Below are 23,215 nucleotides of genomic sequence, written 5' to 3'. Positions count from 1 at the left end.
ACCTCTCAGCGCTCGGGGCGACGTTACGAAGGGTGGCTGGCGACAGGCTTGCGTGGTTCCGCGCTCACCGCCGCCGGGGAGAACTGACAAGAATTTCAATGCTCTGACGCTCGGCCTTGCGCCGCGCTTGCAGGCTGGCGGCGGCCGCGCGCTCCTCCAGCACCTCGGCGGTCCGATCCTCGCGGGCATGCTGGCCCGCGCGCTCGTCGGCGACGCGCCGCAGCCGCTCCGTGGTGCGCCCGTTGCGCCGCAGCGTCTCGGCCATCGAGGACACCGCGAAGCCGTGCAGGACGCTGGTCTCGTTCAGTGCGCTGAGGATCTCGTCCGCCTGCGCGCGGCTGTCCTCGTAGCGGGCGTTGGCGGCGATGCTCTCAGCCTTGGCGAGGTCCGCCAGCGCGCGCTGCGCCCGCGCCAGGCGCGCCAGCCGCTCGGGCCGCTTCATAGCGCCCCCGTCAGCTGACGGAAGGCGTCGGAGAAGGCGACCATCACCTCCCGGATCGCGAGCGCCATCATGATGAGGCCGCCAGCGGTGACGAACGGCAGCGACACGAAGAACACCGGGATCGACGGCGTCAGCTTGTTGGTGATGCCGATCGCGAAGTTCACCACCACCGAATAGATGAGGAACGGCGCGGCGAGCCGCAGCGCCACGAAGAAGGCGGCCGCGAGCTGGTCCGTGACCGACACCAGCGACTGCCGGACGTCGAGCACCGCGCCGGGCGCCAGCACCCGGTAGGAGCCGACGAGGGCGCGCAGGATCTCGTAGTGCAGGTCCGCGACGAAGATGATGACGGTCGCCGTCGCCATGAAGAGCGTCGCCGCCGCCTGCCCCTGCTCGCCGGCCTCCAGCGTCAGACCCGGCACGCCGCCGAGGCCGATGGCGTTGGCGATCCCCACAGAGATCGTCTGCAGCGCCATCATGAGGCAGCGAGACAGGAGCCCGATGAGGAAGCCGATGATCGTCTCGGTGACGAGGACCGCGACGAGGTCGCCCGGCGTCGCCTGCCCCACCGCATCGACCGCCCGGTCGAGGACGAGCGGCGCGACCGCGAGCGCGATGCCGAGCGCGACGAAGAGCTTCACCTGCACTGGCGCGCGCATGGAGGACAGCCCCGGCGCGATCATGAACACCCCGCCGACGCGGGCGAACACGACGGCGAGCACCAGGGCGTCGGGCCCCGGCTCGGTCACGAGATGGCGCCGATCGGCTGGACGGTGGTGCCGCGGGCGATCTCGAGGTGCGACAGGACCGGAATCGAGGGGAACATCCGCTCGATGATGAGGCGCACATAGGGCCGTGCGTCCGGTGCCGTGACGATGGCGAAGCGCGCGTGGATCGCCAGCATCTCGTTGATGACCTTCGAGGCGGCCTCGCCGAACTCCTCGACGATCCGCGGGTCCATGGCGAGCTCGATCACCTCGCCCTTGGCGTCGCGCTTCAGCCCCTGGTGGAACGCGAGGTCCCAGCGGTTGCCGAGCCGCAGCACATGGAGCGAGCCGTTCTCGGCGAGGTCGCCGCAGATCTGCTGCGCCATGCGGATGCGCACGTGCTCGGCCACCACCTCGGCCCGACGGGCATGCGGTGCCACTTCCGCGATCGCCTCGAGGATGAGGTGGAGGTTGCGGATGGAGACGCGTTCGGCGAGCAGCAGCTTCAGCACCGCCTGGAGGCCGGAGTTGGAGATCTGCGACGGCACGATCTCCTCGATGAGGCGCTTGTATTCCGGATCCAGCCGGTCGAGCAGCGCGCGCATGTCCTTGTAGGAGAGGAGCTGCGCGAGGTTGTTGCGGGTGATCTCGACGAGGTGGGTCAGGACGACAGAGAGGTTGTCGATGGGGACGAAGCCGTCGCGCTTAACGTCCGCCGCGAAGGCCTCGTTGATCCACACCGCCTTCATGCCGAACGCGGGGTCGCGGGTCTCGTCGTGCGGCACCTGCGGCGGCGGCGCCTCGGCGGTGACGATGAGGTAGTCGCCGACGCGCAGCTCATGGCTCCCGACCGCAGTGCCGTGGATGTGGATCTCGTAGCCCTTGGAGGGGACGGTCAGGCTTTCGGTGACCTTGATCTCGGGGATCACGAAGCCGAACTCGCGCGCGAACTTGCGGCGGATCTTCGCCACGCGGTGCGCAAGCTCGGTCGGCGAGCGCAGCACGGTGCGGGCGAGCTGCTTGCCGACGACGAGCTCGATCTCGGGAATGTCGAGCTCGGCCTTCACCGAATCCTTCTGGGTGCGTGCCTCCTCGTCGGCCTTGCGTTCGGCCGCCGCCTTCTCCGCCGCGGCCTCGGCCCTGCGCTGCCGCGGGATCGTATAGGCGACGAAGGCGAGGATGCTCGCCAGGATGACGAACGGGATGGTCGGCAGCCCGGGGAAGATCGCGAACAGCGCCATCAGCCCGGCCGCCATCAGCAGCGCCTTGGGGTAGGCGCCGAGCTGGCCGAGGATCGCCTTGTCGGCCGATCCGCGCGTGCCGCCCTTGGACACGAGGAGACCCGCCGCGAGCGAGATGACGAGCGCCGGGATCTGCCCGACCAGGCCGTCGCCCACCGACAGGCGGGTGAACACGTCCGCCGCCTTCGACAGCGGCATGTCGTGCCGCGTCGTCGCGATGACGATGCCGCCGAAGATGTTCACCGCGATGACGATGAGCGAGGCGACCGCCTCCCCGCGCACGAACTTCGACGCGCCGTCCATGGAGCCGAAGAAGGAGGACTCCTCCTCGAGCTCGCGGCGGCGGCGCTGCGCCTCGGCGTCGTTGATGAGGCCCGACGACAGGTCCGCGTCGATCGCCATCTGTTTGCCCGGAATGGCGTCCAGGGTGAAGCGCGCGCCGACCTCGGCGATCCGGGTGGCGCCCTTCGTGATCACGAGGAAGTTGACGATCACGAGGATCAGGAACACCACGATGCCGATGACGAAGTCGCCGGACATCAGGAAGTTCGAGAAGCCGGCGATGACGTTGCCCGCCGCCGTGACGCCCTCGTGGCCATGCGACAGGATGAGCCGCGTGGTCGCGATGGTGATCGCGAGCCGCATCATCGTCGCCATCAGCAGGATCGTCGGGAAGGACGAGAACTCGAGCGGCTTCTCGATCCACAGCGCCACCATGAGGATCAGCACCGACAGCGCGATCGACAGCGCCAGCGACACGTCGATGAGGAAGGTCGGAATCGGCAGGATCAGCACCGCGAGCATGCCGACGACGCCGATCGCGAAGGCGACGTCGCGCATGCCGGCGGGCACGATCCCGGCAAACGGCTTCGGGGTTACGGATTGTATCGACATCAGCCTCTCGCCCTCATGGCGAAGCCGGGCGGACGGCGGGAACGGTCCGTCACGCTTGCTTCGGTTTGGCTGCAATGTCGCGGCTGACGCTGTGGCGAGGCTGACCGGGGTCGACCGGATGCCGCATGGCAGAAATTATGGCGGCGATTCGGCGCGATGCGGTCAATATTTGCCTCGCCACACGCATCTCGGGTTGAGTTCTCGCATCGCGCGAGCGACCTTGCCGATGGCCATTCCCGGATCGGGCGGCCTACGAGATTCGATGTTCCGCTTCGCTGGAGTGGGGAGTTGCGCCACCTCGATCCGACACAGAAGACGCGTCCCATGGTCGACATCGGCCGTCTGACTCGTGGCACAAGCCTGGCGAGCGGGGTCGGTTTCGTCCTGGCGCTGCTGTTCGGCATCCTGACGCCGGCGGTCCTCGCGATCGTCCACGCACTGAGCCTCGCGTCGGTGTCGTTCGACGCGGCGATCGTCATCGCCATGGTCGCGATCGCGTCGATCACCCTCCTGGCGATCTCCTGCCGCCGCCGGCTGGTGCGCATCTCCGAGGCGATCGACGCGATCCAGTGCTCCATCGCCATCTATGACGAGAGCGACCGCCTGATGCTCGGCAACAAGCGGTACTGCGAGGTCCTCGGCCTCCCGCCGGAGGAGATGCAGCCCGGAACGTCCTATTCCGACATCGTCCGCCGGTCGCTGGTGAAGTACCTGCCGCCCGACAGGATCGAGGCCGAGCTCGCCCGACGCCTCACCCTCCACCAGAGCGCCGACGGGCGGCCGGCCGACCGCCTCTACCCCAACAACCGCTGGGAGCGGGTGACGAAGACGCGCCTGCCGAGCGGGCTCAACGTCGGCATCGCGGTCGACGTCACCGAGTACTATACGCTGAAGGACCAGCTCGACATGGAGGCGCGGCGCTTCTCGGCGCTCGCGCGCGGCGCCCCGGTCGGCATCTGCCTCGTCGACGAGCACAGCGCCATCCAGTTCGTCAACGACGCGCTCGTCACGATGATGGGGGCGGACAACGGGGAGGCGCTCATCGAAAGTGCCGCGACATTCTCCGTCGACCGGTCCGAGGTGAAGAGCTTCCGCGGCCTGATCGCCCGGCTCCGCACCACGCTCGCCGAGACCGAGGTGAAGCTCGACGTGCGCGGCACGACGCGCCACATCATCGTGCGCAAGGCGTTCGTGCCGATCGCCGACAGTGCCGGCCGCGGCGCCGCCGTTTCGGCGTCATCGGCCGCGGACACGGCCGAGAACCTCCTCATCTTCGTCGACATCACCAAGCGCAAGACCGCCGAGGCGCGGATCTCCTACCTCGCCCTGCACGATCCGCTGACCGGCGCGCTCAACCGCGTCGCCTTCGCCGAGGACCTCGACCATGCCTCGGCGGGCGCCGACATGAAGAGCCCCGCCGCGCTGATCGCCATCGACCTCGACCGCTTCAAGCCGGTCAACGACCTGCACGGCCACGCCGTCGGCGACGAGCTCCTGTGCCGCGTGGTCGAGCGCATCGGCGCCGGCATCCCCGGCGACTGCCGCCTCTACCGGATCGGCGGCGACGAGTTTGCCGTGCTCTGCCCGCCGCCGTCGGGCGTGAACGCGATGGCGTTCGCCCGCACCATCCTCGAGCGGCTGACCGAGCCTTTCAGCATCGAGGGGAGCCGCATCCTCATCGGCGCCAGCGTCGGCATCAGCTCCCTCCCCTCCGACACCGACAATCCGCAGACCCTGATCCACTACGCGGACCTCGCCCTCTACCAGGGCAAGAGCCGTGGCGGCGGCACCGTCCACGCCTTCAGTCCGGCGGTCCTGTCGAGCGCCGACACGCGCCGCATCATGGAGTTCGAGCTCGCCGAGGCGCTGGAGAACGGCGACATCGACATCGTCATGCAGCCGATCTTCGGCCTCGACCGCGAGCACCCTCTCGCCGCCGAGACGCTCGCCCGCTGGACCAACCGGCGCACCGGCGAGAGCATCTCGCCCGCGACCTTCATCCCCGTGGCGGAGGCCGCCAACCTCATCACCCGGCTGGACCTCACGGTGTTCCGCCGCGCGATCGCCACCTATGCCGAGCTGACGGCGGCCGGATGCGGGTTCCCCACGCTCATGGTCAACGTCTCGGTGCGGACGCTGGAGCAGTGCGACGTCGTCGACCTGGTCCGCGAGACGCTGGAGCGGCACGGCGTGGCGGGAACCTCGGTCGTGATGGAGGTGACGGAGAACTTCGTCATCCACGACGCCCACCGGCTGTCGGAGACGATGCAGGCGATCAGCCAGTTCGGGATCCGCTTCGCGCTCGACGACTTCGGCATCGGATACACCTCGCTGCGGATGCTCGCGGACCTTCCTGTGAGCTACCTGAAGATCGACCAGTCCTTCGTGCGCGATCTCTCCAACCCCGACCATCGGCGCCAGCACCGCATCATCCGCGCCATCGTCGAGCTGGCGAGCCAGCTCGAGCTGCACGTCGTCGCCGAGGGCATCGAGGACGAGGCGACGTTCGACCAGCTCCGCGAGCTGGGCTGCGAGCTGTTCCAGGGCTTCCTGCTCGGCCGGCCGGCGTCCGCAGCGGCCTGGTCGGGCGGCAAGGTCGGCGTCGGCAAGGGCACGGCCGCGGCCTGACGGGCACCCGCCGTCGGCCACGCGCGCAGGCCCGCGACATTGCGCATCAGCTCCGACCGCCAGCCGTCTTGCACGCGGCGCGCCGCCTCGGCATCGTGCCGGCGGATGGAGGTGCCCCTTGAATATTGCGATGTGGTCCGGGCCGCGGAATCTTTCGACGGCGATGATGTACTCGTTCGGCGCGCGCAGCGACTGCGCGGTGTGGGACGAGCCCTTTTACGCCGCCTATCTCGCCCGCACGGGCCTCGACCACCCGATGACCGACGCGATCATCGCCGCGGGCGAGCCTGACCCTGCGGTCGTCGCCGCGCGCTGTGCCGGCACCCCGCCCCACGGCAAGACGCACTTCTACCAGAAGCACATGGCCCACCACATGCTGCCGGGCGACGACTTCTCCTGGATGGAGGGGCTGACGCACGTCTTCCTGATCCGCCATCCGGCGCGGGTGCTGGCGAGCTACGACGTGAAGCGCGAGAACCCGACCCTGTCGGACATCGGCTTCGAGCAGCAGAAGACGATCTACGACCGCGTGCGCGAGATGACCGGCACGGATCCGGTGGTCATCGATTCCAACGACATCCGCGCCGATCCCGCCGGGGCGCTGCGGCGCCTGTGCGAAGCGATCGGCCTGCCGTTCGACGAGGCGATGCTGTCCTGGCCCGCGGGCGGGCACGCGGACGACGGCGTCTGGGCCGCGCACTGGTACGGCGCGGTGCACAAGAGCACGGGGTTCGCCGGCGCGGAGGGGCCGTTGCCGGAGACGGGCGAGCACCTCGCCGGCGTGCTCGCCGAAGCGCTCCCCTTCTACGAGGACCTGCGCCAGCGGGCGATCTGACCGCCCGCCGGCGCCGCCCTCACGCGGGGCGGCCGGCGCCCGGCCAGGTGTCGCCGAGGCGGTAGCCGCGCGGCCACGGGTCGTCCGGGTCCAGCAGGAGCTGGCGCGTGTCGGTGATCCACGCGCGTCCGGCGATCGACGGGACGATGGCCGGCGTCCCGGCGAGATCGACCACCGCCTCGATGGCGCAGCGGAAGCGGCTGCCGAGGATCGAGACACCGACGAACGGCTCGCCGGGCTTCAGCTCCCCGCGCGCGTGCATCGTCGCCATGCGGGCCGAGCAGCCGGTCCCGGTCGGCGAGCGGTCGAGTTTGCCGGGTGCGATGGCGACGGTGTTCCGGCCGACCTTCACCCCGTCCTTCACCTCGACCGGCAGAGTGAACTGGCAGAACGAGACGTGCGTCCAGTCGGGCTGCGCCGGATGGGTGAAGCCGAGCTGCTCGGTCGCGGCAGCGGTGAGGCGCATGCCCGTCGCCGTCAGGTCCGCCGCCTCGTCCGGCGTCACCGCGAAACCCAGCCGCCGGGCGTCGACGATGACGAAGCTGTCGCCGCCATAGGCGATGTCGACCGTGAGGGAGCCGAGGCCCTCGACCTCCAGCGGCGCGTCGAGCCGCGCGGCGAAGCTCGGGTGGTTGGTGACACGGATCTCCTCGGCCTTGCCGTCCCGGCAGGTGGCGAGGATGTCGACGGTCCCGCCCGGCGCCTCGATCCGGAACCGGGTCTCCGGCTCGCTCATGGGGACGATCCCGGTGTCGAGCAGCACGGTCGCGACGCAGATCGAGTTGGAGCCCGACATCGGCGGGGTATGGACCGGCTCCATGATGATGTAGCCCATCGCCGCCGTCGGATCCTTAGGCGGGACGAGCAGGTTCACATGGCGGAAGACGCCCCCGCGCGGCTCGTTGAGGACGAAGTCCCGCAGCCCGTTGTCCCGCGCGATCCAGCGGGACTGCTCCCACAGCGTATCCCCGGGAGGCGGCGCGACGCCGCCGACGATAACGTCACCGACTTCGCCTTCGGCATGACAGCCGACGATGTGGATGGAGGTGCGGGTGCGCATGGGCTCACTTCGGGCGCGCCGGCTGACCACCTGCGCGCTTCTCCAGGGTGGAACGCGAACTTCTACCCGACCGCGCTCACGATACGAATTCCGAAATCTGCACGCGCGTCAGCCCCCGGAACCGACTGTCGGGCGCGCCGAGGACGAACAGGCAGAATCTTCAGCGCCCGCCGGCCCTTGTCCGAGGGGATTATGCCGGCCTCTTTTCGCCGCGCTTGTTCTTGCGTGTATAGCGGCTCTGATAATCTCGCCGTTGCCTGGCGATTTCGTGCAGGACGATCCCGGTCGTGGTGCCGAGGTTGAGGCGTTCGACCATGCCGTACATCGGGATCGTCACGTTGAGTTCGCTTCGTTCGGCCATGAAGTCGCTGATCCCGGTGGCTTCCGATCCGAACCAGACGGCCAGCTTGGGATAGACGGTGTAATCGCCCTCATGGAGGACGACGTTCGTCTTCCCCTTCTGGTGCGGCGACGTGACGATCGAGCTGAAGTTCTTGAATCGAAGGTGCTCGAAGCATTCTTCGGAGGAGTCGAAGCGCTTCACGAAGCTCCACTTCACCGCCGAGACGGACGATTTGAAGATCGTCCCGCGATCGCGCATGTCCTGCCAATCGTCGGGAAGCGCACGCTGCGGATCGACGATGTAGGTCTTCTCCACCCCGAGCGCGTCGACGTTCCGGATGACCGCTCCGATGTTTCGAAAATCGTGCGGCCGTTCGAGGACGGCGATGAGGTGCTTGCAGCGGAAGGGCTTCAGGGCTTCAGCGCGTCGGCACGCCGGCGCGCTGAAGTTTTCTCGCGAGCGACATCATCGAGGGCTGGACTGACCCGGTCGGGATCAGACTCCATCTCGTGTCTCCTGCTGGATCGGCGGGGGCCCCTACCCCAGCGCAGCCTGCGCCGCCGCGAGGCGGGCGATCGGCACGCGGAACGGGGAGCACGACACGTAGTCGAGCTTGACCGTCTCGCAGAACTTGATCGAGGCCGGGTCACCGCCGTGCTCGCCGCAGATGCCGAGCTTGATGTCGGGACGCGTCGCGCGGCCCCGCTCGGCGCCGATGCGGATCAGCTCGCCCACGCCCTCGGTGTCCAGCGACACGAACGGGTCGACGTCGATGATCGCCTCGCGCAGGTACGAGCCCAGGAACACGCCCGCGTCGTCGCGCGAGATGCCGAAGGTCGTCTGCGTCAGGTCGTTGGTGCCGAACGAGAAGAACTCGGCCTGCTCGGCGATCTTGTCGGCGTTGAGCGCCGCGCGCGGCAGCTCGACCATCGTGCCCACCTGGTAGGTGAACGTCTGGCCGGTCTCCTCGCTCACCGCCTTCGCCGTCGCGTCGATGCGCTTCTTGACGAACTCCAGCTCCGACTTGAGGCCCACCAGCGGCACCATCACCTCAGGCACCACCGGCGCGCCCGTCTTCTGCGCCGCCGCGATGGCGGCCTCGAAGATGGCGCGGGCCTGCATCTCGGCGATCTCCGGGTAGGAGACGGCGAGGCGCACGCCGCGGTGGCCGAGCATCGGGTTGAACTCGGCGAGCATCCGGGCGCGGTTCTTCAGCTTCTCCGGGTCGGCGCCGAGCGCCCTCGCGACGTCAGAGATCTCCTCGTCCGTGTGCGGGATGAACTCGTGAAGCGGCGGGTCGAGGAGGCGGATCGTGACGGGAAGGCCGGCCATGATCTCGAACAGCTGGGTGAAGTCCTCGCGCTGCATCGGGAGCAGCTTGTCGAGGGCGGCGCGGCGGCCGTCCGTGTCGTCGGCGAGGATCATCTCGCGCATCGCCATGATGCGGGCCGGATCGAAGAACATGTGCTCCGTGCGGCAGAGGCCGATGCCCTCGGCACCGAACTCGCGCGCGGTCTTGGCGTCGTGCGGGGTGTCGGCGTTGGTGCGCACCCGCATGCGGCGCGTCCCGTCGGCCCAGCCCATGAGGCGCTGGAAGTCGCCGGAGAGCTCCGGCTTCAGCATCGGCACCTCGCCGACGAACACCTCGCCGGTGCCGCCGTCGATCGTGATCTTGTCGCCCGCCTTCAGCGTCACGCCGTTCGAGGAGATCGTCCCCTTGGCGTAGTCGATCTTCACGCCGCCCGCGCCCGAGACGCAGGGCTTGCCCATGCCGCGCGCGACGACGGCCGCGTGGGACGTCATTCCACCACGGGTTGTGAAGATACCACCCGCCGCGTGCATACCTGAAATGTCCTCAGGCGACGTCTCGATGCGGCAGAGGATGCAGGGCCGGCCCGACGCGGCGAGGCGCTCGGCCTCCTCCGAGGTGAACACGATCTCGCCCGACGCCGCGCCCGGGGACGCCGGCAGCGCCTTGGCGAACTGGTCGGTCTTGGCCTTCGGGTCGATCATCGGGTGTAGGAGCTGGTCGAGCGAGTTCGGCTCGATCCGCTTCACCGCCTCGTCCTCGGAGATGAGGCCCTCGTCCACCATGTCGACGGCGATCTTCAGCGCCGCCTTGGCGGTGCGCTTGCCGGCGCGGGTCTGCAGCATCCACAGCTTTCCGCGCTCGATGGTGAACTCGAGGTCCTGGACGTCGCGGTAGTGCCCCTCGAGCTTGTCGCAGACCTCGCGGAACTGCTTGAACGCGTCGGGGAGCGAGCGCTCCAGCGAGGGACGCTCCGAACCGGCCTCGATGCGTGCGCGCTCGGTGATGTCCTGCGGGGTGCGGATGCCGGCGACGACGTCCTCGCCCTGGGCGTTGATCAGGAACTCGCCGTAGAGCTGCTTCTCGCCGGTCGACGGGTTGCGGGTGAAGGCGACACCCGTCGCGGACGTGTCGCCCATGTTGCCGAACACCATCGCCTGCACGGTCACCGCGGTGCCCCAGCGCTCGGGGATCTGGTGCAGCCGGCGGTAGGTGATCGCGCGGTCGTTGCGCCAGGAGCCGAACACGGCGCCGATCGCGCCCCAGAGCTGGTCCTTGGGGTCCTGCGGGAACGGCTTGCCGGTCTCCTTGAGGACCAGCTCCTTGTAGACCTCGATCAGGCCGCGCCAGTCGTCGGCGGTGAGCTCGGTGTCGAGCTCGATGCCCTTCTCTTCCTTGAGGGCCTCGAGATGCTCGTCGAAATTCCTCATTTCGACACCGAGCACAACGTCGCCGTACATCTGAATGAAGCGACGATAGGAATCGACGGCGAACCGCTCGTCGCCGGCGTTCTCGGCGAGGGCGCCGACCGTGTCGTCGTTCAGTCCGAGGTTGAGGACCGTGTCCATCATGCCGGGCATCGAGATCCGGGCGCCGGAACGGACGGAGACGAGGAGCGGCATCTTGGGGTCACCGAAGGTGCGGCCCGTCGACGCTGCGATCTTGTCGAGGGCGGCGTTCACCTCCGCTTCGAGCTCCGGCGGATAGTTCCGGTCATGCTCGTAAAAGTAGGTGCAGACTTCGGTCGTGATCGTCATCCCCGGCGGGACGGGGAGCCCGAGGCTCGCCATTTCGGCAAGGTTTGCGCCCTTGCCGCCCAGGAGGTCCCGTTGGCTTGCATCACCCTCGGCTGAACCGTCGCCGAACGTGTACACCCATTTGCCCATGTGTGTGTTCCCCTACTGCCGAACGTCACCGTATAATGAAGCTTAGGTCATCTGGAAACGGTCACCACCCTCTACCCTTGCGCTCGGCGTTGCAGTGGTGAACGGTGGCGCCTAAGTCGCAAATCAGTTTTCGTGTTCAAGTTGCGCAACCGCGCGCGTTCCGACGGAAGGGGTCCACCTTGCCACTGCGCACAAAGGTATCGATCGGTCTGGCGTTTGCCCTGGCGCTCTCCGGCTCTGCCGTTGCGGCTCCGGGAAATGAGCCGGCGGGCATCGGGGAAGCCGTCGACCCGGTCGAGGCGTTGGGTCTGGGTTCGCTGAGCGGGTACTACCTCGCGGCCCGGCATGCCCGCTTCAACCAGGACATTTCGGCCGCCGCCGGCTTCTACGTCGCCGCGCTGGACAAGGACCGGAAGAACCCGGACCTGCTGGACACGTCGCTCGTCCTCAACGTCGCCTCCGGCAACATGCGCCGCGCCGTCCCCCTCGCCGAGGAGCTGCTGCGCTCCGAGCCGGACAACTGGGTCGCGCTGACCACCCTCGCCGTCGAACAGATCCGCAACGGCGAGCGCGCCGCCGCGCTCGAGACGCTCGGCAACCTCGACAATGTGGGCGGGCAGATCCAGGAGCTGATCGCCGGCCTCCTCGAGGCATGGGTGAAGGTCGGCCAGGGCAAGACGAAGGAGGCCCTCGCCGATCTCGAGGAGCTCGGCAAGCCGAACCTCTACAAACCGTCGACCATCCTCCACAGCGGCCTCATCGCCGACTACGCGGGGATGAACGCCGGGGCGGTGCGCGATCTCGGCGCCTCGTTCGAGCGTGACGCCGGCTCGCCGCGCATCGTCGAGGCGTTCGTGCGCGGCCTCGCCCGCGCCGGCGAGATGGACCGCGCCCGCAAGGTCCTCGACGAGTTCGAGGAGCGGCTCGGCGGCAACGACCAGTTCACGGTGTCGGTCCGCGAAGCGCTCGACGCCGGCGACGTCGCCCCGCTGATCGCCTCGCCCGTCGAGGGTGTGGCCGAGGCGCTCTACGGCCTCGGCACCGCCTACGCCCGTGACGGCGGCAACGCCCAGGCGGCGGCCCTCTTCCAGCTCGCCCTCTACCTCGACCCGGAGAGCTATTTCGCCTCCATGGCGCTCGGCCAGGTGATGGAGTCGCTGCGTCAGTACGAGGCGGCGATCGGGATCTACCGCGCCATCCCCGCCGACCACCCCCTCTCGCGCAGCGCCCGCGTCCAGGAGGCCCTGAACCTCAACGCGCTCGACCGCAACGAGGAGGCGATCCGCCTGCTCGAGCAGGCCGTGAAGGACGACCCGTCGGACATCTCCACCACCGTGGTGCTCGGCAACGTCTACCGCGACATGGAGAACTACAAGGACGCCCGCGCGACCTACAGCAAGGCGATCGACGCGCTCGGCAACGTGCCGGCCGCCTACTGGTCGCTGTACTACTTCCGTGGCATCGCCCGCGAACGGACGGACGAGTGGCCGGGCGCCGAGCGGGACTTCCGCCTCGCCCTCACCTACCGGCCGGACAACGCGCATACGCTGAACTACCTCGGCTATTCGCTCATCGACCGGGGCGAGAAGCTCGACGAGGCCATCGACATGGTGCGGCGCGCCGTCGCGGCGGAGCCCGGCAACGGCTACATCGTCGACAGCCTGGGCTGGGCCTACTACCGCCTCGGGCGCTACCAGGACGCGGTGCGCGAGCTGGAGCGCGCGGTGAACCTGAAGCCGATCGACCCGGTGATCAACGATCACCTCGGCGACGCCTACTGGCAGGTGGGCCGCAAGCGCGAGGCGATGTTCCAGTGGTCGCACGCGGCCGAGTTCAAGCCGGACGACGAACTCGCCGCGACGATCCAGAAGAAGCTCCTCAGCGGGATGGAACCGCCGAAGACGGTGCAGGAGGCCTCCAACCAGCACGCGGCGTCGCAACACGGCGAGAACGGCGGCGAGGCGGCGAAGGCTCCGGCCGGCGAGACCCCGAAGACGCCTGCCGACGCGGCCCCGGCCGAAGCGGCTCCCGCTACCCCGGCGGACGACGACGAGACCAAGGCGGCCGAGTAGAGCTGCGACGCATGCGGGCGACCGACGGCCCACCGCCCCCGCCCGCATTGCGCCTGGCCGTCCCGGCCAAGGTCAACCTCGCGCTGCACGTCCTCGGGCGGCGCGAGAGCGGCTACCACGAACTGCAGAGCCTTGTGGCCTTCGCCGCCGTCACGGACGGCGACGAGGTCACCGTCCGCTTCTCCCCGCCTGACCGCGAGCGGTCCGACGACCGCCCGCCGCGGACGCCGGACTTCGTTGTCGGCGGCCCCTTCGCCGGCAGCGTGCCGCACGGTGCCGAGAACCTCGCCGTCGCCGCGGCGAGGCTCTGCCCCGAGATCGCGGCGGTCCATCTTACCAAGGGGCTGCCGGTGGCCGCCGGGATCGGCGGCGGCTCGGCCGACGCGGCCGCCGTCCTGAGGGCGGCAGCGATCCACCGCGGCATCGCCGCGTCGGACTTCGCGGCGGACGGCCTCTCCCTCGGCGCCGACATCCCGGTGTGCCTCGACGGACGGCCGTCGATCATGGAGGGTATCGGCGAGGTTCTGCGCCCCGCCGAGTTGCCGCCGGTTGCCGGCATCCTCGTCAATCCCGGCGTCCCGCTCGCGACGGCGGACGTCTTCCGCGCGCTCCGGAAGCGCGACAATCCCCCCTTCGAGATGCCGCCGCTCGCTGACGCCGGGGCGCTGTGCGACTGGCTCGCCGGCACACGCAACGATCTCGAGGCGCCCGCCCGCGCCTGCTGCCCGGACATCGACGCCGTGCTGAACGCGGTCGCGGCAACGGAGGGGTGCGCGCTCGCCCGCATGTCGGGCTCGGGCCCGACGGTCTTCGGCCTCTTCCCGGACGCTGCCGCGCGGGACGCGGCGGTCGCACGGCTCGCGTCCGCGGCCCCCTCGCGCTGGTGGATCCGCGCCGTGCGTTTCTCGGGATCGGCCGACGGGCTGCCGCCGGCGGTTGAGATGGATGACGGCGCCCTCGCCCCCGCCGGCTGAGGCGAGCCCGCCGCGCCGGGCGCCACCGCGCCCGTCATGGCGGATCGCGCGGCCGCACGCTGCGCCAACCGCGGCCGGAAAACGTCAGCGATCCGACAATTCGGTGCCGATTCCGGCCTCGTTGAGCAATCGGCGCGCGTCTTCGGCACGTTCCCTATCGACGAGGACGCGTCGGGGGAGTACCCCGAGCGAACCTTCCAGGACGCTCATGTTCTGGTCGACGACGAGGTGAGCAATCTTTGCGTCAGACAGAAGCGCATCCACGAACGAGATCAGGACGAGGTCGTTTGTCCTTAAAAGTTCGTCCACGCGAGCTCCTTCGTGTATGCCTCACCCCGTCTCCACGGCGTGGCGTCGCCCAGCGGTGCGCGTCGACCCATAACTACAAGCCCATGGTTCTCTTCATGCAAAACCGAGCGAGTGAACAGCCGTGACGACGTCCGCGGCAATGGCGCCGGTCCCGACCAGCAGCATTGACCGGCTGGTGGAAAGCGTGGCCGATCGGATGGCCGAGGTCAACGCGCTCATCGCGTCGCACGCGGGCTCGGACGTCACCATGATCCCGGAGGTCGCCGACCACCTGATCTCCTCCGGCGGCAAGCGCATCCGCCCGATGCTGACCCTCGCCACCGCCAGGCTGTTCGACTATCGGGGCGACGGCGACGTGAAGCTCGCGACGGCGGTCGAGTACATGCACACCGCGACTCTCCTCCACGATGACGTCGTGGACGACAGCGCGATGCGCCGCGGCAAGCCGGCCGCGCGGATGATCTGGGGCAACCAGGCGAGCGTCCTCGTCGGCGACTTCCTGCTCGGCCAGGCCTTCAAGCTGATGGTGGACGTCGGCTCGCTGGAGGCGCTCGACGTCTTCTCGAGCGCCGCCGCGACGATTTCGGAAGGCGAGGTCCGCCAGCTCGCCGGCGCCAAGAACCTCTCGGTCGGCGAAGACCATTACATGGCCGTGATCGACGCCAAGACCGCGGCGCTCTTCGCGGCGGCGACGGCGGCCGGGCCGATCATCGCCCGCGCGGCGTCCTATCGCGCGCCGCTGGAATCCTACGGGCGCAACCTCGGCCTCGCCTTCCAGCTCATCGACGACGCGCTCGACTTCGGCGGCGACGCGGCCACCCTCGGCAAGAACGTCGGCGACGACCTGCGCGAGGGCAAGGCGACGCTGCCGGTGCTGCTCGCCTACGGGCGCGGCTCGGCCGAGGATCGCGCGTTCTGGGAGCGCTGCATCGAACGCAGCGAGGTGCAGGACGAGGACGTCCTCAAGGCCCGCGACCTCGTCCTGGCGACCGGCGCGCTGGCGGACACGCAAGCCCGGGCCCAGGAATTCGCGGATCGCGCGCTGGAGGATCTGAAGTCCGTCCCGCCGGCGCCGATGCGCGATGCCTTGGCGGAGGTCGTCGGCTTCGCTGTATCGCGCCTGCACTAGCAAGCATGTCCCCGATACATCGACTGGAAGACACCATGTATATTGCATATTGAGCAAGATAATGCGTGGGCTTTCTGTCTATCGCGATTTTGTCGGGGATTGTCCTTTTGATGTTTTTCCTATAGCATTTTCGAACATGACCGCAGATCTTGCGGCGCATGGACCAATAGCTGCCCGTCGACGCCGTTGCCGCGCATAGCACAGGGGACGACGGGCGCTGCTCCTGCTCTTGTTCGCGATTGTCCTGGAACCTTGCGGAATGTCGAGCCAAGCGCCGCGCGACCACACTGTGTCACCCACCGCCGAGCCGGGCTCCCGCCGGCAGCGGCACGAGCTGGCCCCCCATCTCTCCAAGGTGAATCTCCCCTGGCCGATCGCGGTGGCGCTGATGCGCTGGCTCGGCTCGGAGCAGCACGAGACCATCCTTCGCCTCGCCCGCCAGCTCGTCGACTGCCCGATCGCCTTCGTCTCGACCATGGTCGACGCCGACCACGGCTGCGCCGGCGGCGCGCCACAGGGCAACGCCCTGTGCGCCAAGGTGCATGACAGCGGCGACACCGTCTTCGTCGTCCCGGACGCGTCGAAGGACCCGCACTTCACCGAGGACCTGCTCGTCCACGGCTACCCGCACGCGAGATTCTTCGCCGGCGCGCCGATCCGTATCCAGGACCACGCCGTCGGCACGCTCTTCGTCCTCGACTACGGCCCGCGCGAGGCGCTGGAGGAGGACATCGTCGCGTCGTTCGCGATGCTCGCCCGCTTCGCCGGCCAGTCGGTGGAGGTGATGGCGCGGACGCTCTCCGCCCCCTCCAAGCGGGCCCAGCTCGAAGCGATGGCCGACCGCTCCAACGTCGCCGTCCTCAACGTGTCGAGCACCGGCAAAATCGAGCGGGCCAATCGCGCCGCGTGCCTCCTCTTGCGCATGCCCCACCACCAGCTTGTGAAGCAGTCGGTGCAGGACTTCGTCGTCGGCTGGAATTCGCTGGTCGGCGTGATGATGCGCAAGGCGCTCAACGCCGCCGACGCCCATGCCGAAAAGGTCAAGCCGCTATTGGTGGAGGTGACGACGCAGGACGGGGCGATCACCCCGTCCCGCGCGTCGATCGTGTGCCAGCTCGACGCCGGCCTCCCCCGCTACCGCGTGGTGCTCGAGGAGCTCCCCTGACCGGGCGGCCGTCCGTACGGCCGATGGCTTCCGCGGCTCAGTCGGCGGCAGTCGCCGCGGCACGGCGCTCGGCGCGGATCGCCTTCGCCAGACGCTCGTAGAACTTGTCGATCAGCCGGTCCGCCGCACCGTCGATCAGCCGGCCGCCGACCTTCGCCACCATGCCCGAGATCAGGATCGCGTAGCTGTAGCTCACGCGCGTCCCCCCCTCGACCGGCTCGAAGTCGATCCACCCCTCGCCGAAGGACTTGCCGAGCGGACCGTTCGCGCCGCCGAACAGCACGATGTGGCTCGGCTCGATCTCCTCGGCGAAACGCGCGGTCACCCGCCACGTGCCCTTGATTGGCCCGACGCCGATGGACACGTCCGCCGCATAGGTGCGGTCGTCCTCGCCCTCGACGCGATGCAGCGTCTCCGCGCCAGGGATGGCGGCGGACAGGCGCGCTTCATCCATGATGATGTCCCACAGCCGCTGGCGGCGGACGGGCACGACGGTCGATCCGCTGCTGCGCAGCCGGTGGCCCTTGCCCTCGGGCATCGTGGGCTCGGTCCGGCCGGCGCGCATCGGCGTTTCGGAGTGAGAAGGCGTATCGGTCACGGGGCGTATTTAATCATGGCTTCGTTACTTGAATAGAGGCCTCTCCTTGAAGCGGCCGGGGCCCAGCCCTATTCCCGGGCTTCAAGGAGTCTCCCATGACCAACATGATCGATCTGATCGGCAACACGCCCCTGGTGCGCCTGAAGCGTGCATCGGAGGAAACCGGCTGCACGATCCTCGGCAAGGCCGAATTCCTGAACCCGGGGCAATCGGTCAAGGACCGCGCCGCGCTCTTCATCATCCGCGATGCCGTCAAGCGCGGCACGCTCGAGCCCGGTGGCGTCATCGTGGAGGGGACCGCGGGCAACACAGGCATCGGGCTGGCGCTCGTCGGCAACGCCCTGGGCTTCCGCACCGTGATCGTCATTCCCGAGACGCAGAGCCAGGAGAAGAAGGACGCCATCCGCCAGGCGGGCGCCGAGCTCATCGAGGTGCCGGCGGTCCCCTACAAGAACCCCAACAACTACGTGAAGCTCTCCGGCCGCCTCGCCGCGGAGCTGGCGAAGACCGAGCCGCACGGCGCCATCTGGGCGAACCAGTTCGACAACACCGCCAACCGCGACGCCCACATCAACGGCACCGGCCCGGAGATCTGGGAGCAGACGCAGGGCAAGGTCGACGGCTTCATCTGCGCGGCCGGCTCCGGCGGGACGCTGGGCGGCGTGTCGATGGCGCTCAAGGCGCGCGGCGACGTGAAGATCGGCATCGCCGATCCGATGGGGGCGGCCCTCTACCACTGGTACAAGGACGGCGAGCTGCGCTCGGAGGGGTCCTCCATCACCGAGGGCATCGGCCAGGGCCGCATCACGGCGAACCTCGAGGGCGTCGAGGTCGACATGCCCTACCAGATCACCGACGCCGAGGCGCTGCCGCTGGTCTACGACCTCATCCGCGAGGAGGGCATGGTGCTCGGCGGGTCCTCCGCCATCAACATCGCCGGCGCGATCCGCATGGCGAAGGACATGGGCCCGGGCCACACCATCGTGACCGTCCTGTGCGACTACGGCTACCGCTACGCGTCGAAGATGTTCAACCCGGACTTCCTGCGCTCCAAGGACCTCCCGGTCCCCGGCTGGCTGGAGACCACGGTCGACATCAAGGTCCCGTTCGAGGACGCTTGATCTCACCCGCGCGGCGGGCGATGACGCGGTCATAAGACGAGCTTCGACCGCGTCGTCATTTCCATAAGAGGCAATCTATGGATCTTCAGGGTGGGTGCTACTGCGGCGCGCTGCGCTACCGCGTGACCGCCGAGCCGGTCTTCAAGGGCGAATGCCACTGCCGGGAGTGCCAGTATATCTCCGGCGGCGGCCCCAATTTCTTCATGATCGTGCCGCCCGGCGGCTTCGAATACACCGTGGGGTCACCCAGTGCGTTCGCGCGGTCCGACCTCGAGGCCCCCGTGACGCGGGAGTTCTGCGGCACCTGCGGGACCCACATCGCGACCTGGCGGCCCGGCGTCGACGGCCCGATCCTCAAGATCGGCACCCTCGACGATCCGGCGCAGTTCGGGGGTCCCCAGGCGGCGATCTATATGGTCGACTGCCAGCCCTTCCATGTCCTCCCCGAGGGCCTTCCGACGTTCGAGTACCTCCCACAACGATGAGGCAGCCATGACGACCCCTCTGTTCCGTGACGATCCCTATCTCGAGACGGCGCCGGCGCGCGTCGTGGAGGTCGGCGACGGGTGGGTCGTACTGGACCGCTCGCTGTTCTACGCCGCGGGCGGCGGCCAGCCCGGTGATACGGGCCGGCTGGAGCTCCCCGGCGGCGGAACCGTCCCGGTGACCGACGCCCGCTACGGCGAGGATCGGACGGCGATCCGCCTGATGGTGGAGGCGGTGCCCGAGGTGGGCGCCGAGGTGGTCCAGCACCTCGACTTCGCCCGCCGTCACCGCCTGATGCGCATGCACACGGCGCTGCACCTCCTCTCGGTGGCGCTCCCCTTCCCCGTCACCGGCGGGCAGATCGGCGAGACCGAGGGCCGGCTCGACTTCGACCTCCCCGAGAACCCCGACAAGGACGAGGTGACCGCCAAGGTGATGGCTCTCGTCGAGGGCGACCATCCCGTCACCACGGAGTGGATCACCGACGAGGAGCTCGACGCGAACCCGGACCTCGTGAAGACGATGGCGGTGAAGCCGCCGCGCGGGTCGGGCCGGGTGCGCCTCGTCCGGATCGGCGAGATCGACCTGCAGCCGTGCGGCGGCACGCATGTCGCCTCCACCGCGGAGATCGGTGCGGTCGCCGTGACGAAGATCGAAAAGAAGGGCCGGCAGAATCGCCGCGTCCGTTTGGGATGGGTGGAATGATGTTGATCACGCCGCAGGAGCTGAACGCCGCGCTCGGCGACGTCGTGGTGCTGGACGCGTCCTGGCACATGCCCGACACCAGGCGCGACGGCAACGCCGAGTTCCTCGCCGAGCACATCCCCGGCGCCCGCCGGTTCGACGTCGACGCGATCGCCGACACCACCAGCGGACTGCCCCACACCCTCCCCTCGCCGGAGATGTTCGCCGAAATGATCGGCGCGCTCGGCATCGCCAACGACAGCAAGGTCGTGGTCTACGAGACCGGCCGTCCGTTCGCCGCGCCCCGCGCGTGGTGGATGTTCCGCGTGATGGGCCACGACGCGCTCGTCCTCGACGGCGGGCTCACGGCGTGGAAGGCGCTCGGCTATCCCGTCGAGCAGGGCGAGCCCGCGCGACCCGCGCCGGCGACGTTCGTGCCGCACTTCCGCCCCGAGCTCTTCGCCGACGGCGACAAGGTGGCGACGGTGCTGGAGAGCGGCGGTGTCGTCGCCGACGCCCGCGCGGCCGAGCGGTTCGAGGGCCGCGTCGAGGAGCCGCGTCCCGGCCTTCGCTCCGGCCACATGCCCGGCGCCCGCAACGTCCCCTTCGTGAACCTCATCGGCGAGGACGGGCGGCTGAAGGACGAGGCAGGCCTGCGCGCGGCGTTCACCGAGGCCGGCGTGGACCTCAGCCAGCCGGTCGTGACGACCTGCGGCTCGGGCGTCACCGCCTCGGTCCTGTCGTTCGCGCTGGAGCGGATCGGCACGCCCAGCGCCGTCTACGACGGGTCGTGGACCGAGTGGGGCGGCGACACGGCCCGGCCGGTGGTCAAGGGTCCCGCCTGAGGCGGCTTCCGGGTCCGGGTAAAGGATTCGTTAACCATATCCGTCAACACTTCGGCGAGGATCGATCGGAGTTTGGCGATGCGCGATGGCGGGTCGTACCAGTTTGGCCTTCTGGTTCCGGGGACACCCGCCTTCCTGTCGACCTGGCGCAGGACGGGCGAGTGGTCCGTCTGGGACCGCCACTATCTCGTCGGCCCCGGCCACGCGCTGACGATTTCCGGCGGCAGGCGTCTCGAAGTGATCCGCCGGCGCATGACGGCGGGCGGCCTTCGCGTCGAGAGCGAGCTCGCCAACTCGACCTTTCCGCTCGACTGGATGGTAGCGACCGTGCTCGCCCAGGTCCTGCCCAGGCGCATTCATGCCGCGGCGGCCGGCGCCCGCGGCGAGGTGCAGGCCCTGGTCGATGCGCTCGCCGTCGACTGGCTCGCGCAGGCGAGCGTCCACAAGCATACCCGCACCTTCGTCAAGGGCCGCGTGACGGCGACCCTCACCCGGCTCGACGTGCCGGACTGGCGCGCACGCGGCATCCACCTCGACCTCGCCGCGCCGGACGCGGGTGCGCTGCTGGCGCTCCTCGGCGAATGCCGGCTGAGCCCGCGCGACGACCTCCCCCTCGACGCGTGGCTCGCCGACGCGCACCGCCGCGCATCCCGCGGCGCGGCGCCCCGCGCCGCCTGACGTCCCTCCCTCGCCGATAAGCGGTCCGCCGGACTCCCGGGCGTTTTTGTGGCATCGGGGCGGCACCGCCAGGCGAACCGCGCTGGGCGTGTGGCAGAGGGCCGCGGCGCGCGGTGCCCATCGCTCCGGCGATGCGATAAGGTCCCGTCGTCATGAAACGGCCACGAGGGAACCGCCCGCACGGCCCCGGACGCCGACGCCCGCCGAATGTCGAATGTTGCGGCGGCCTCGCATCCTGAGCCTCGGACGACTATGTTGCCGTTAGGAAGACAAGGGATTTCGTGATGGTGACCGTCGTCGATCGCACCACCGTACGCCACCCCGAGAAAGCGAAACGCCCGGATGCGCCGATCATGCGCAAGCCGGAGTGGATCCGCGTCCGGGCGCCCGGCTCGCCGGTGTACCGCGAGACGCAGGATATCGTGAAGAAGAACGGCCTCGTCACCGTGTGCGAGGAAGCCGGCTGCCCGAACATCGGCGAATGCTGGTCGAAGAAGCACGCCACGTTCATGATCATGGGCGACACGTGCACGCGCGCCTGCGCCTTCTGCAACGTGCGCACCGGCCTGCCGCAGGCGCTCGACGCGGACGAGCCGCAGAAGGTCGCCGACGCGGTCGCCAAGCTCGGCCTCGAGCACGTCGTCGTCACCTCCGTGGACCGCGACGACCTCGCCGACGGCGGCGCCAGGCACATGGCCGAGACGATCCTCGCGATCCGCGCCACCGCGCCGGGCACCACCGTGGAGGTGCTGACGCCGGACTTCCTGCGCAAGCCGGGCGCCCTCGAGATCGTCGTCGAGGCGCGTCCCGACGTCTTCAACCACAACCTCGAGACCGTGCCGTCGCTCTACCTCACGGTCCGCCCGGGTGCGCGGTACTACCATTCGATCCGCCTGCTGGACCGGGTGAAGCTGCTCGACCCGACGATCTTCACCAAGAGCGGGATCATGGTCGGCCTCGGCGAGGTCCGCAACGAGGTGCTGCAGCTCATGGACGACCTGCGCGCCGCGGACGTCGATTTCCTGACCATCGGCCAGTACCTGCAGCCGACGCGCAAGCACTACCCGGTGAAGGAGTACGTCACGCCCGAGACGTTCAAGGCGTACAAGACCATCGCCGCCGCCAAGGGCTTCCTGATGGTGTCCGCCTCCCCGCTCACGCGCTCGTCGCACCACGCGGGCGAGGACTTCGCGCAGCTCAAGGCCGCGCGCGCGGCCAGGCAGCAATCCGCCCAGCCGGAGCGCGCCTGATGCCCCAGTTCGAGACCACGCGGCGTGTCAAGCACGGGGTCGACAACATGTTCGACCTCGTCGCCGACGTGACCTCCTACCCGCGCTTCGTGCCGCTCTGCAAAGCCCTCACAGTGCGCCGCCGCGACACGCTGCCCGACGGGCGCGAGGTCCTCGTCGCGGAGATGACGGTGGCCTACAAGTTCATCCGCGAGACCTTCACCTCGCGGGTGGTGCTGGACCGGGCGAACAGGATCATCGACGTGACCTATCTCGACGGTCCCTTCAAGGAGCTCTTCAACCGCTGGACCTTCACGCCGGTGGACGAGGCGACCACCGACGTCCACTTCTCGATCCGCTACGAGTTCAAGAGCCGCACGCTGGCGGCCGTGATGGGCCAGGTCTTCGACCACGCCTTCCGCCGTTTCGCCACCGCCTTCGAGGAGCGCGCCGACAAGGTCTACGGCCTCCCCGCCTGACCGCCGCCGCGCCGGACGCCGGACCTGCGACGGCCCCCGGATACCGGGCGGGCACGTTCCCTGTGCCCGGGCGACAATCGGGGTGCATCTTGCCGCCGCGA

The 23,215-nt window shown here is 69.1% G+C and carries 21 protein-coding genes; 13 read left to right on the top strand and 8 right to left on the bottom strand.

Annotation, left to right across the window (positions count from 1 at the left end):
- Positions 1–64 precede the first annotated feature (64 nt).
- From DLJ53_RS26735 to flhA, 3 genes are read right to left on the bottom strand one after another with little or no spacing between them, the layout of a single operon-like run.
- On the bottom strand, positions 65–442 hold the full coding sequence (locus DLJ53_RS26735; protein ID WP_111351116.1) for a hypothetical protein: 378 nt from the start codon (positions 440–442) through the stop codon (positions 65–67).
- Positions 439–1,191, bottom strand: a complete 753-nt coding sequence (locus DLJ53_RS26730) for a flagellar biosynthetic protein FliR (protein WP_111351115.1) — start codon at positions 1,189–1,191, stop codon at positions 439–441. The genes DLJ53_RS26735 and DLJ53_RS26730 overlap by 4 nt, the downstream gene beginning before the upstream one ends.
- A complete protein-coding gene (gene flhA, locus DLJ53_RS26725; protein WP_202913367.1) occupies positions 1,188–3,284 on the bottom strand; it encodes a flagellar biosynthesis protein FlhA in 2,097 nt (698 codons plus the stop codon). The genes DLJ53_RS26730 and flhA overlap by 4 nt, the downstream gene beginning before the upstream one ends.
- Before the next feature lie 324 nt (positions 3,285–3,608).
- Here flhA and DLJ53_RS26720 point away from each other — a divergent pair, with 324 nt between their 5' ends.
- Entirely contained in the window at positions 3,609–5,912 is a 2,304-nt protein-coding gene (locus DLJ53_RS26720) for a putative bifunctional diguanylate cyclase/phosphodiesterase (protein ID WP_162409571.1), read from the top strand.
- A gap of 118 nt (positions 5,913–6,030) precedes the next feature.
- Entirely contained in the window at positions 6,031–6,747 is a 717-nt protein-coding gene (locus DLJ53_RS26715; protein ID WP_162409569.1) for a sulfotransferase-like domain-containing protein, read from the top strand.
- A 19-nt stretch (positions 6,748–6,766) separates the two neighbouring features.
- On the opposite strand, the gene DLJ53_RS26710 is transcribed toward DLJ53_RS26715, so the two are convergent.
- The 3 genes from DLJ53_RS26710 to ppdK form a co-directional block, all read right to left on the bottom strand.
- Positions 6,767–7,807, bottom strand: coding sequence for a trans-3-hydroxy-L-proline dehydratase (locus DLJ53_RS26710; protein ID WP_111351109.1), 1,041 nt, complete (start codon positions 7,805–7,807; stop codon positions 6,767–6,769).
- A 190-nt stretch (positions 7,808–7,997) separates the two neighbouring features.
- Positions 7,998–8,537, bottom strand: coding sequence for a TrmH family RNA methyltransferase (locus DLJ53_RS26705; RefSeq protein ID WP_280525525.1), 540 nt, complete (start codon positions 8,535–8,537; stop codon positions 7,998–8,000).
- A gap of 150 nt (positions 8,538–8,687) precedes the next feature.
- Complete coding sequence (gene ppdK / locus DLJ53_RS26700) at positions 8,688–11,345, bottom strand: pyruvate, phosphate dikinase (RefSeq protein ID WP_111351106.1); 2,658 nt, start codon at positions 11,343–11,345, stop codon at positions 8,688–8,690.
- 179 nt (positions 11,346–11,524) lie between these two features.
- On the opposite strand from ppdK, the gene DLJ53_RS26695 reads away from it, so the two are divergent.
- Both DLJ53_RS26695 and DLJ53_RS26690 read left to right on the top strand, forming a co-directional pair.
- Positions 11,525–13,417: a tetratricopeptide repeat protein gene (locus DLJ53_RS26695; RefSeq protein ID WP_146620106.1), complete on the top strand. Its 1,893-nt coding sequence runs from the start codon at positions 11,525–11,527 to the stop codon at positions 13,415–13,417.
- Between the two features lie 11 nt (positions 13,418–13,428).
- Entirely contained in the window at positions 13,429–14,391 is a 963-nt protein-coding gene (locus DLJ53_RS26690; RefSeq protein WP_111351103.1) for a 4-(cytidine 5'-diphospho)-2-C-methyl-D-erythritol kinase, read from the top strand.
- A gap of 84 nt (positions 14,392–14,475) precedes the next feature.
- Here the strand turns inward: DLJ53_RS26690 and DLJ53_RS26685 are convergent, their stop codons facing one another.
- Entirely contained in the window at positions 14,476–14,700 is a 225-nt protein-coding gene (locus DLJ53_RS26685; RefSeq protein ID WP_111351101.1) for a putative signal transducing protein, read from the bottom strand.
- A gap of 139 nt (positions 14,701–14,839) precedes the next feature.
- Between DLJ53_RS26685 and DLJ53_RS26680 the strand changes: the two genes are divergently transcribed.
- Both DLJ53_RS26680 and DLJ53_RS26675 read left to right on the top strand, forming a co-directional pair.
- Positions 14,840–15,829, top strand: coding sequence for a polyprenyl synthetase family protein (locus DLJ53_RS26680; RefSeq protein ID WP_111351100.1), 990 nt, complete (start codon positions 14,840–14,842; stop codon positions 15,827–15,829).
- Between the two features lie 259 nt (positions 15,830–16,088).
- A complete protein-coding gene (locus tag DLJ53_RS26675; RefSeq protein WP_111351098.1) occupies positions 16,089–16,994 on the top strand; it encodes a GAF domain-containing protein in 906 nt (301 codons plus the stop codon).
- A 37-nt stretch (positions 16,995–17,031) separates the two neighbouring features.
- Here DLJ53_RS26675 and DLJ53_RS26670 read toward each other — a convergent pair whose 3' ends face one another.
- A complete protein-coding gene (locus DLJ53_RS26670) occupies positions 17,032–17,532 on the bottom strand; it encodes an SRPBCC family protein (protein WP_211100685.1) in 501 nt (166 codons plus the stop codon).
- 155 nt (positions 17,533–17,687) lie between these two features.
- Between DLJ53_RS26670 and DLJ53_RS26665 the strand changes: the two genes are divergently transcribed.
- From DLJ53_RS26665 to DLJ53_RS26635, 7 genes are all read left to right on the top strand, one after another.
- Positions 17,688–18,713, top strand: coding sequence for a cysteine synthase A (locus DLJ53_RS26665; RefSeq protein ID WP_111351095.1), 1,026 nt, complete (start codon positions 17,688–17,690; stop codon positions 18,711–18,713).
- A 77-nt stretch (positions 18,714–18,790) separates the two neighbouring features.
- The gene (locus tag DLJ53_RS26660; protein ID WP_111351093.1) at positions 18,791–19,198 is read left to right on the top strand and encodes a GFA family protein; all 408 of its coding nucleotides are present in this window, start codon (positions 18,791–18,793) and stop codon (positions 19,196–19,198) included.
- A 7-nt stretch (positions 19,199–19,205) separates the two neighbouring features.
- Positions 19,206–19,904, top strand: a complete 699-nt coding sequence (locus tag DLJ53_RS26655) for an alanyl-tRNA editing protein (protein WP_111351092.1) — start codon at positions 19,206–19,208, stop codon at positions 19,902–19,904.
- Positions 19,901–20,728, top strand: coding sequence for a sulfurtransferase (locus DLJ53_RS26650; protein WP_244935170.1), 828 nt, complete (start codon positions 19,901–19,903; stop codon positions 20,726–20,728). The genes DLJ53_RS26655 and DLJ53_RS26650 overlap by 4 nt, the downstream gene beginning before the upstream one ends.
- Before the next feature lie 78 nt (positions 20,729–20,806).
- Positions 20,807–21,406, top strand: a complete 600-nt coding sequence (locus DLJ53_RS26645; RefSeq protein WP_146620104.1) for a hypothetical protein — start codon at positions 20,807–20,809, stop codon at positions 21,404–21,406.
- A 284-nt stretch (positions 21,407–21,690) separates the two neighbouring features.
- Positions 21,691–22,656, top strand: a complete 966-nt coding sequence (gene lipA, locus DLJ53_RS26640) for a lipoyl synthase (protein ID WP_111351087.1) — start codon at positions 21,691–21,693, stop codon at positions 22,654–22,656.
- Positions 22,656–23,114: a type II toxin-antitoxin system RatA family toxin gene (locus DLJ53_RS26635; protein ID WP_111351085.1), complete on the top strand. Its 459-nt coding sequence runs from the start codon at positions 22,656–22,658 to the stop codon at positions 23,112–23,114. Before lipA ends, DLJ53_RS26635 begins: the two co-directional genes overlap by 1 nt.
- Positions 23,115–23,215 lie beyond the last annotated feature (101 nt).

The organism is Acuticoccus sediminis, assembly GCF_003258595.1.
Lineage (GTDB): Bacteria > Pseudomonadota > Alphaproteobacteria > Rhizobiales > Amorphaceae > Acuticoccus > Acuticoccus sediminis.
The sequence above is the reverse complement of the archived record's forward strand: the minus strand, read 5'-3'. Positions and strand labels throughout refer to the sequence as shown.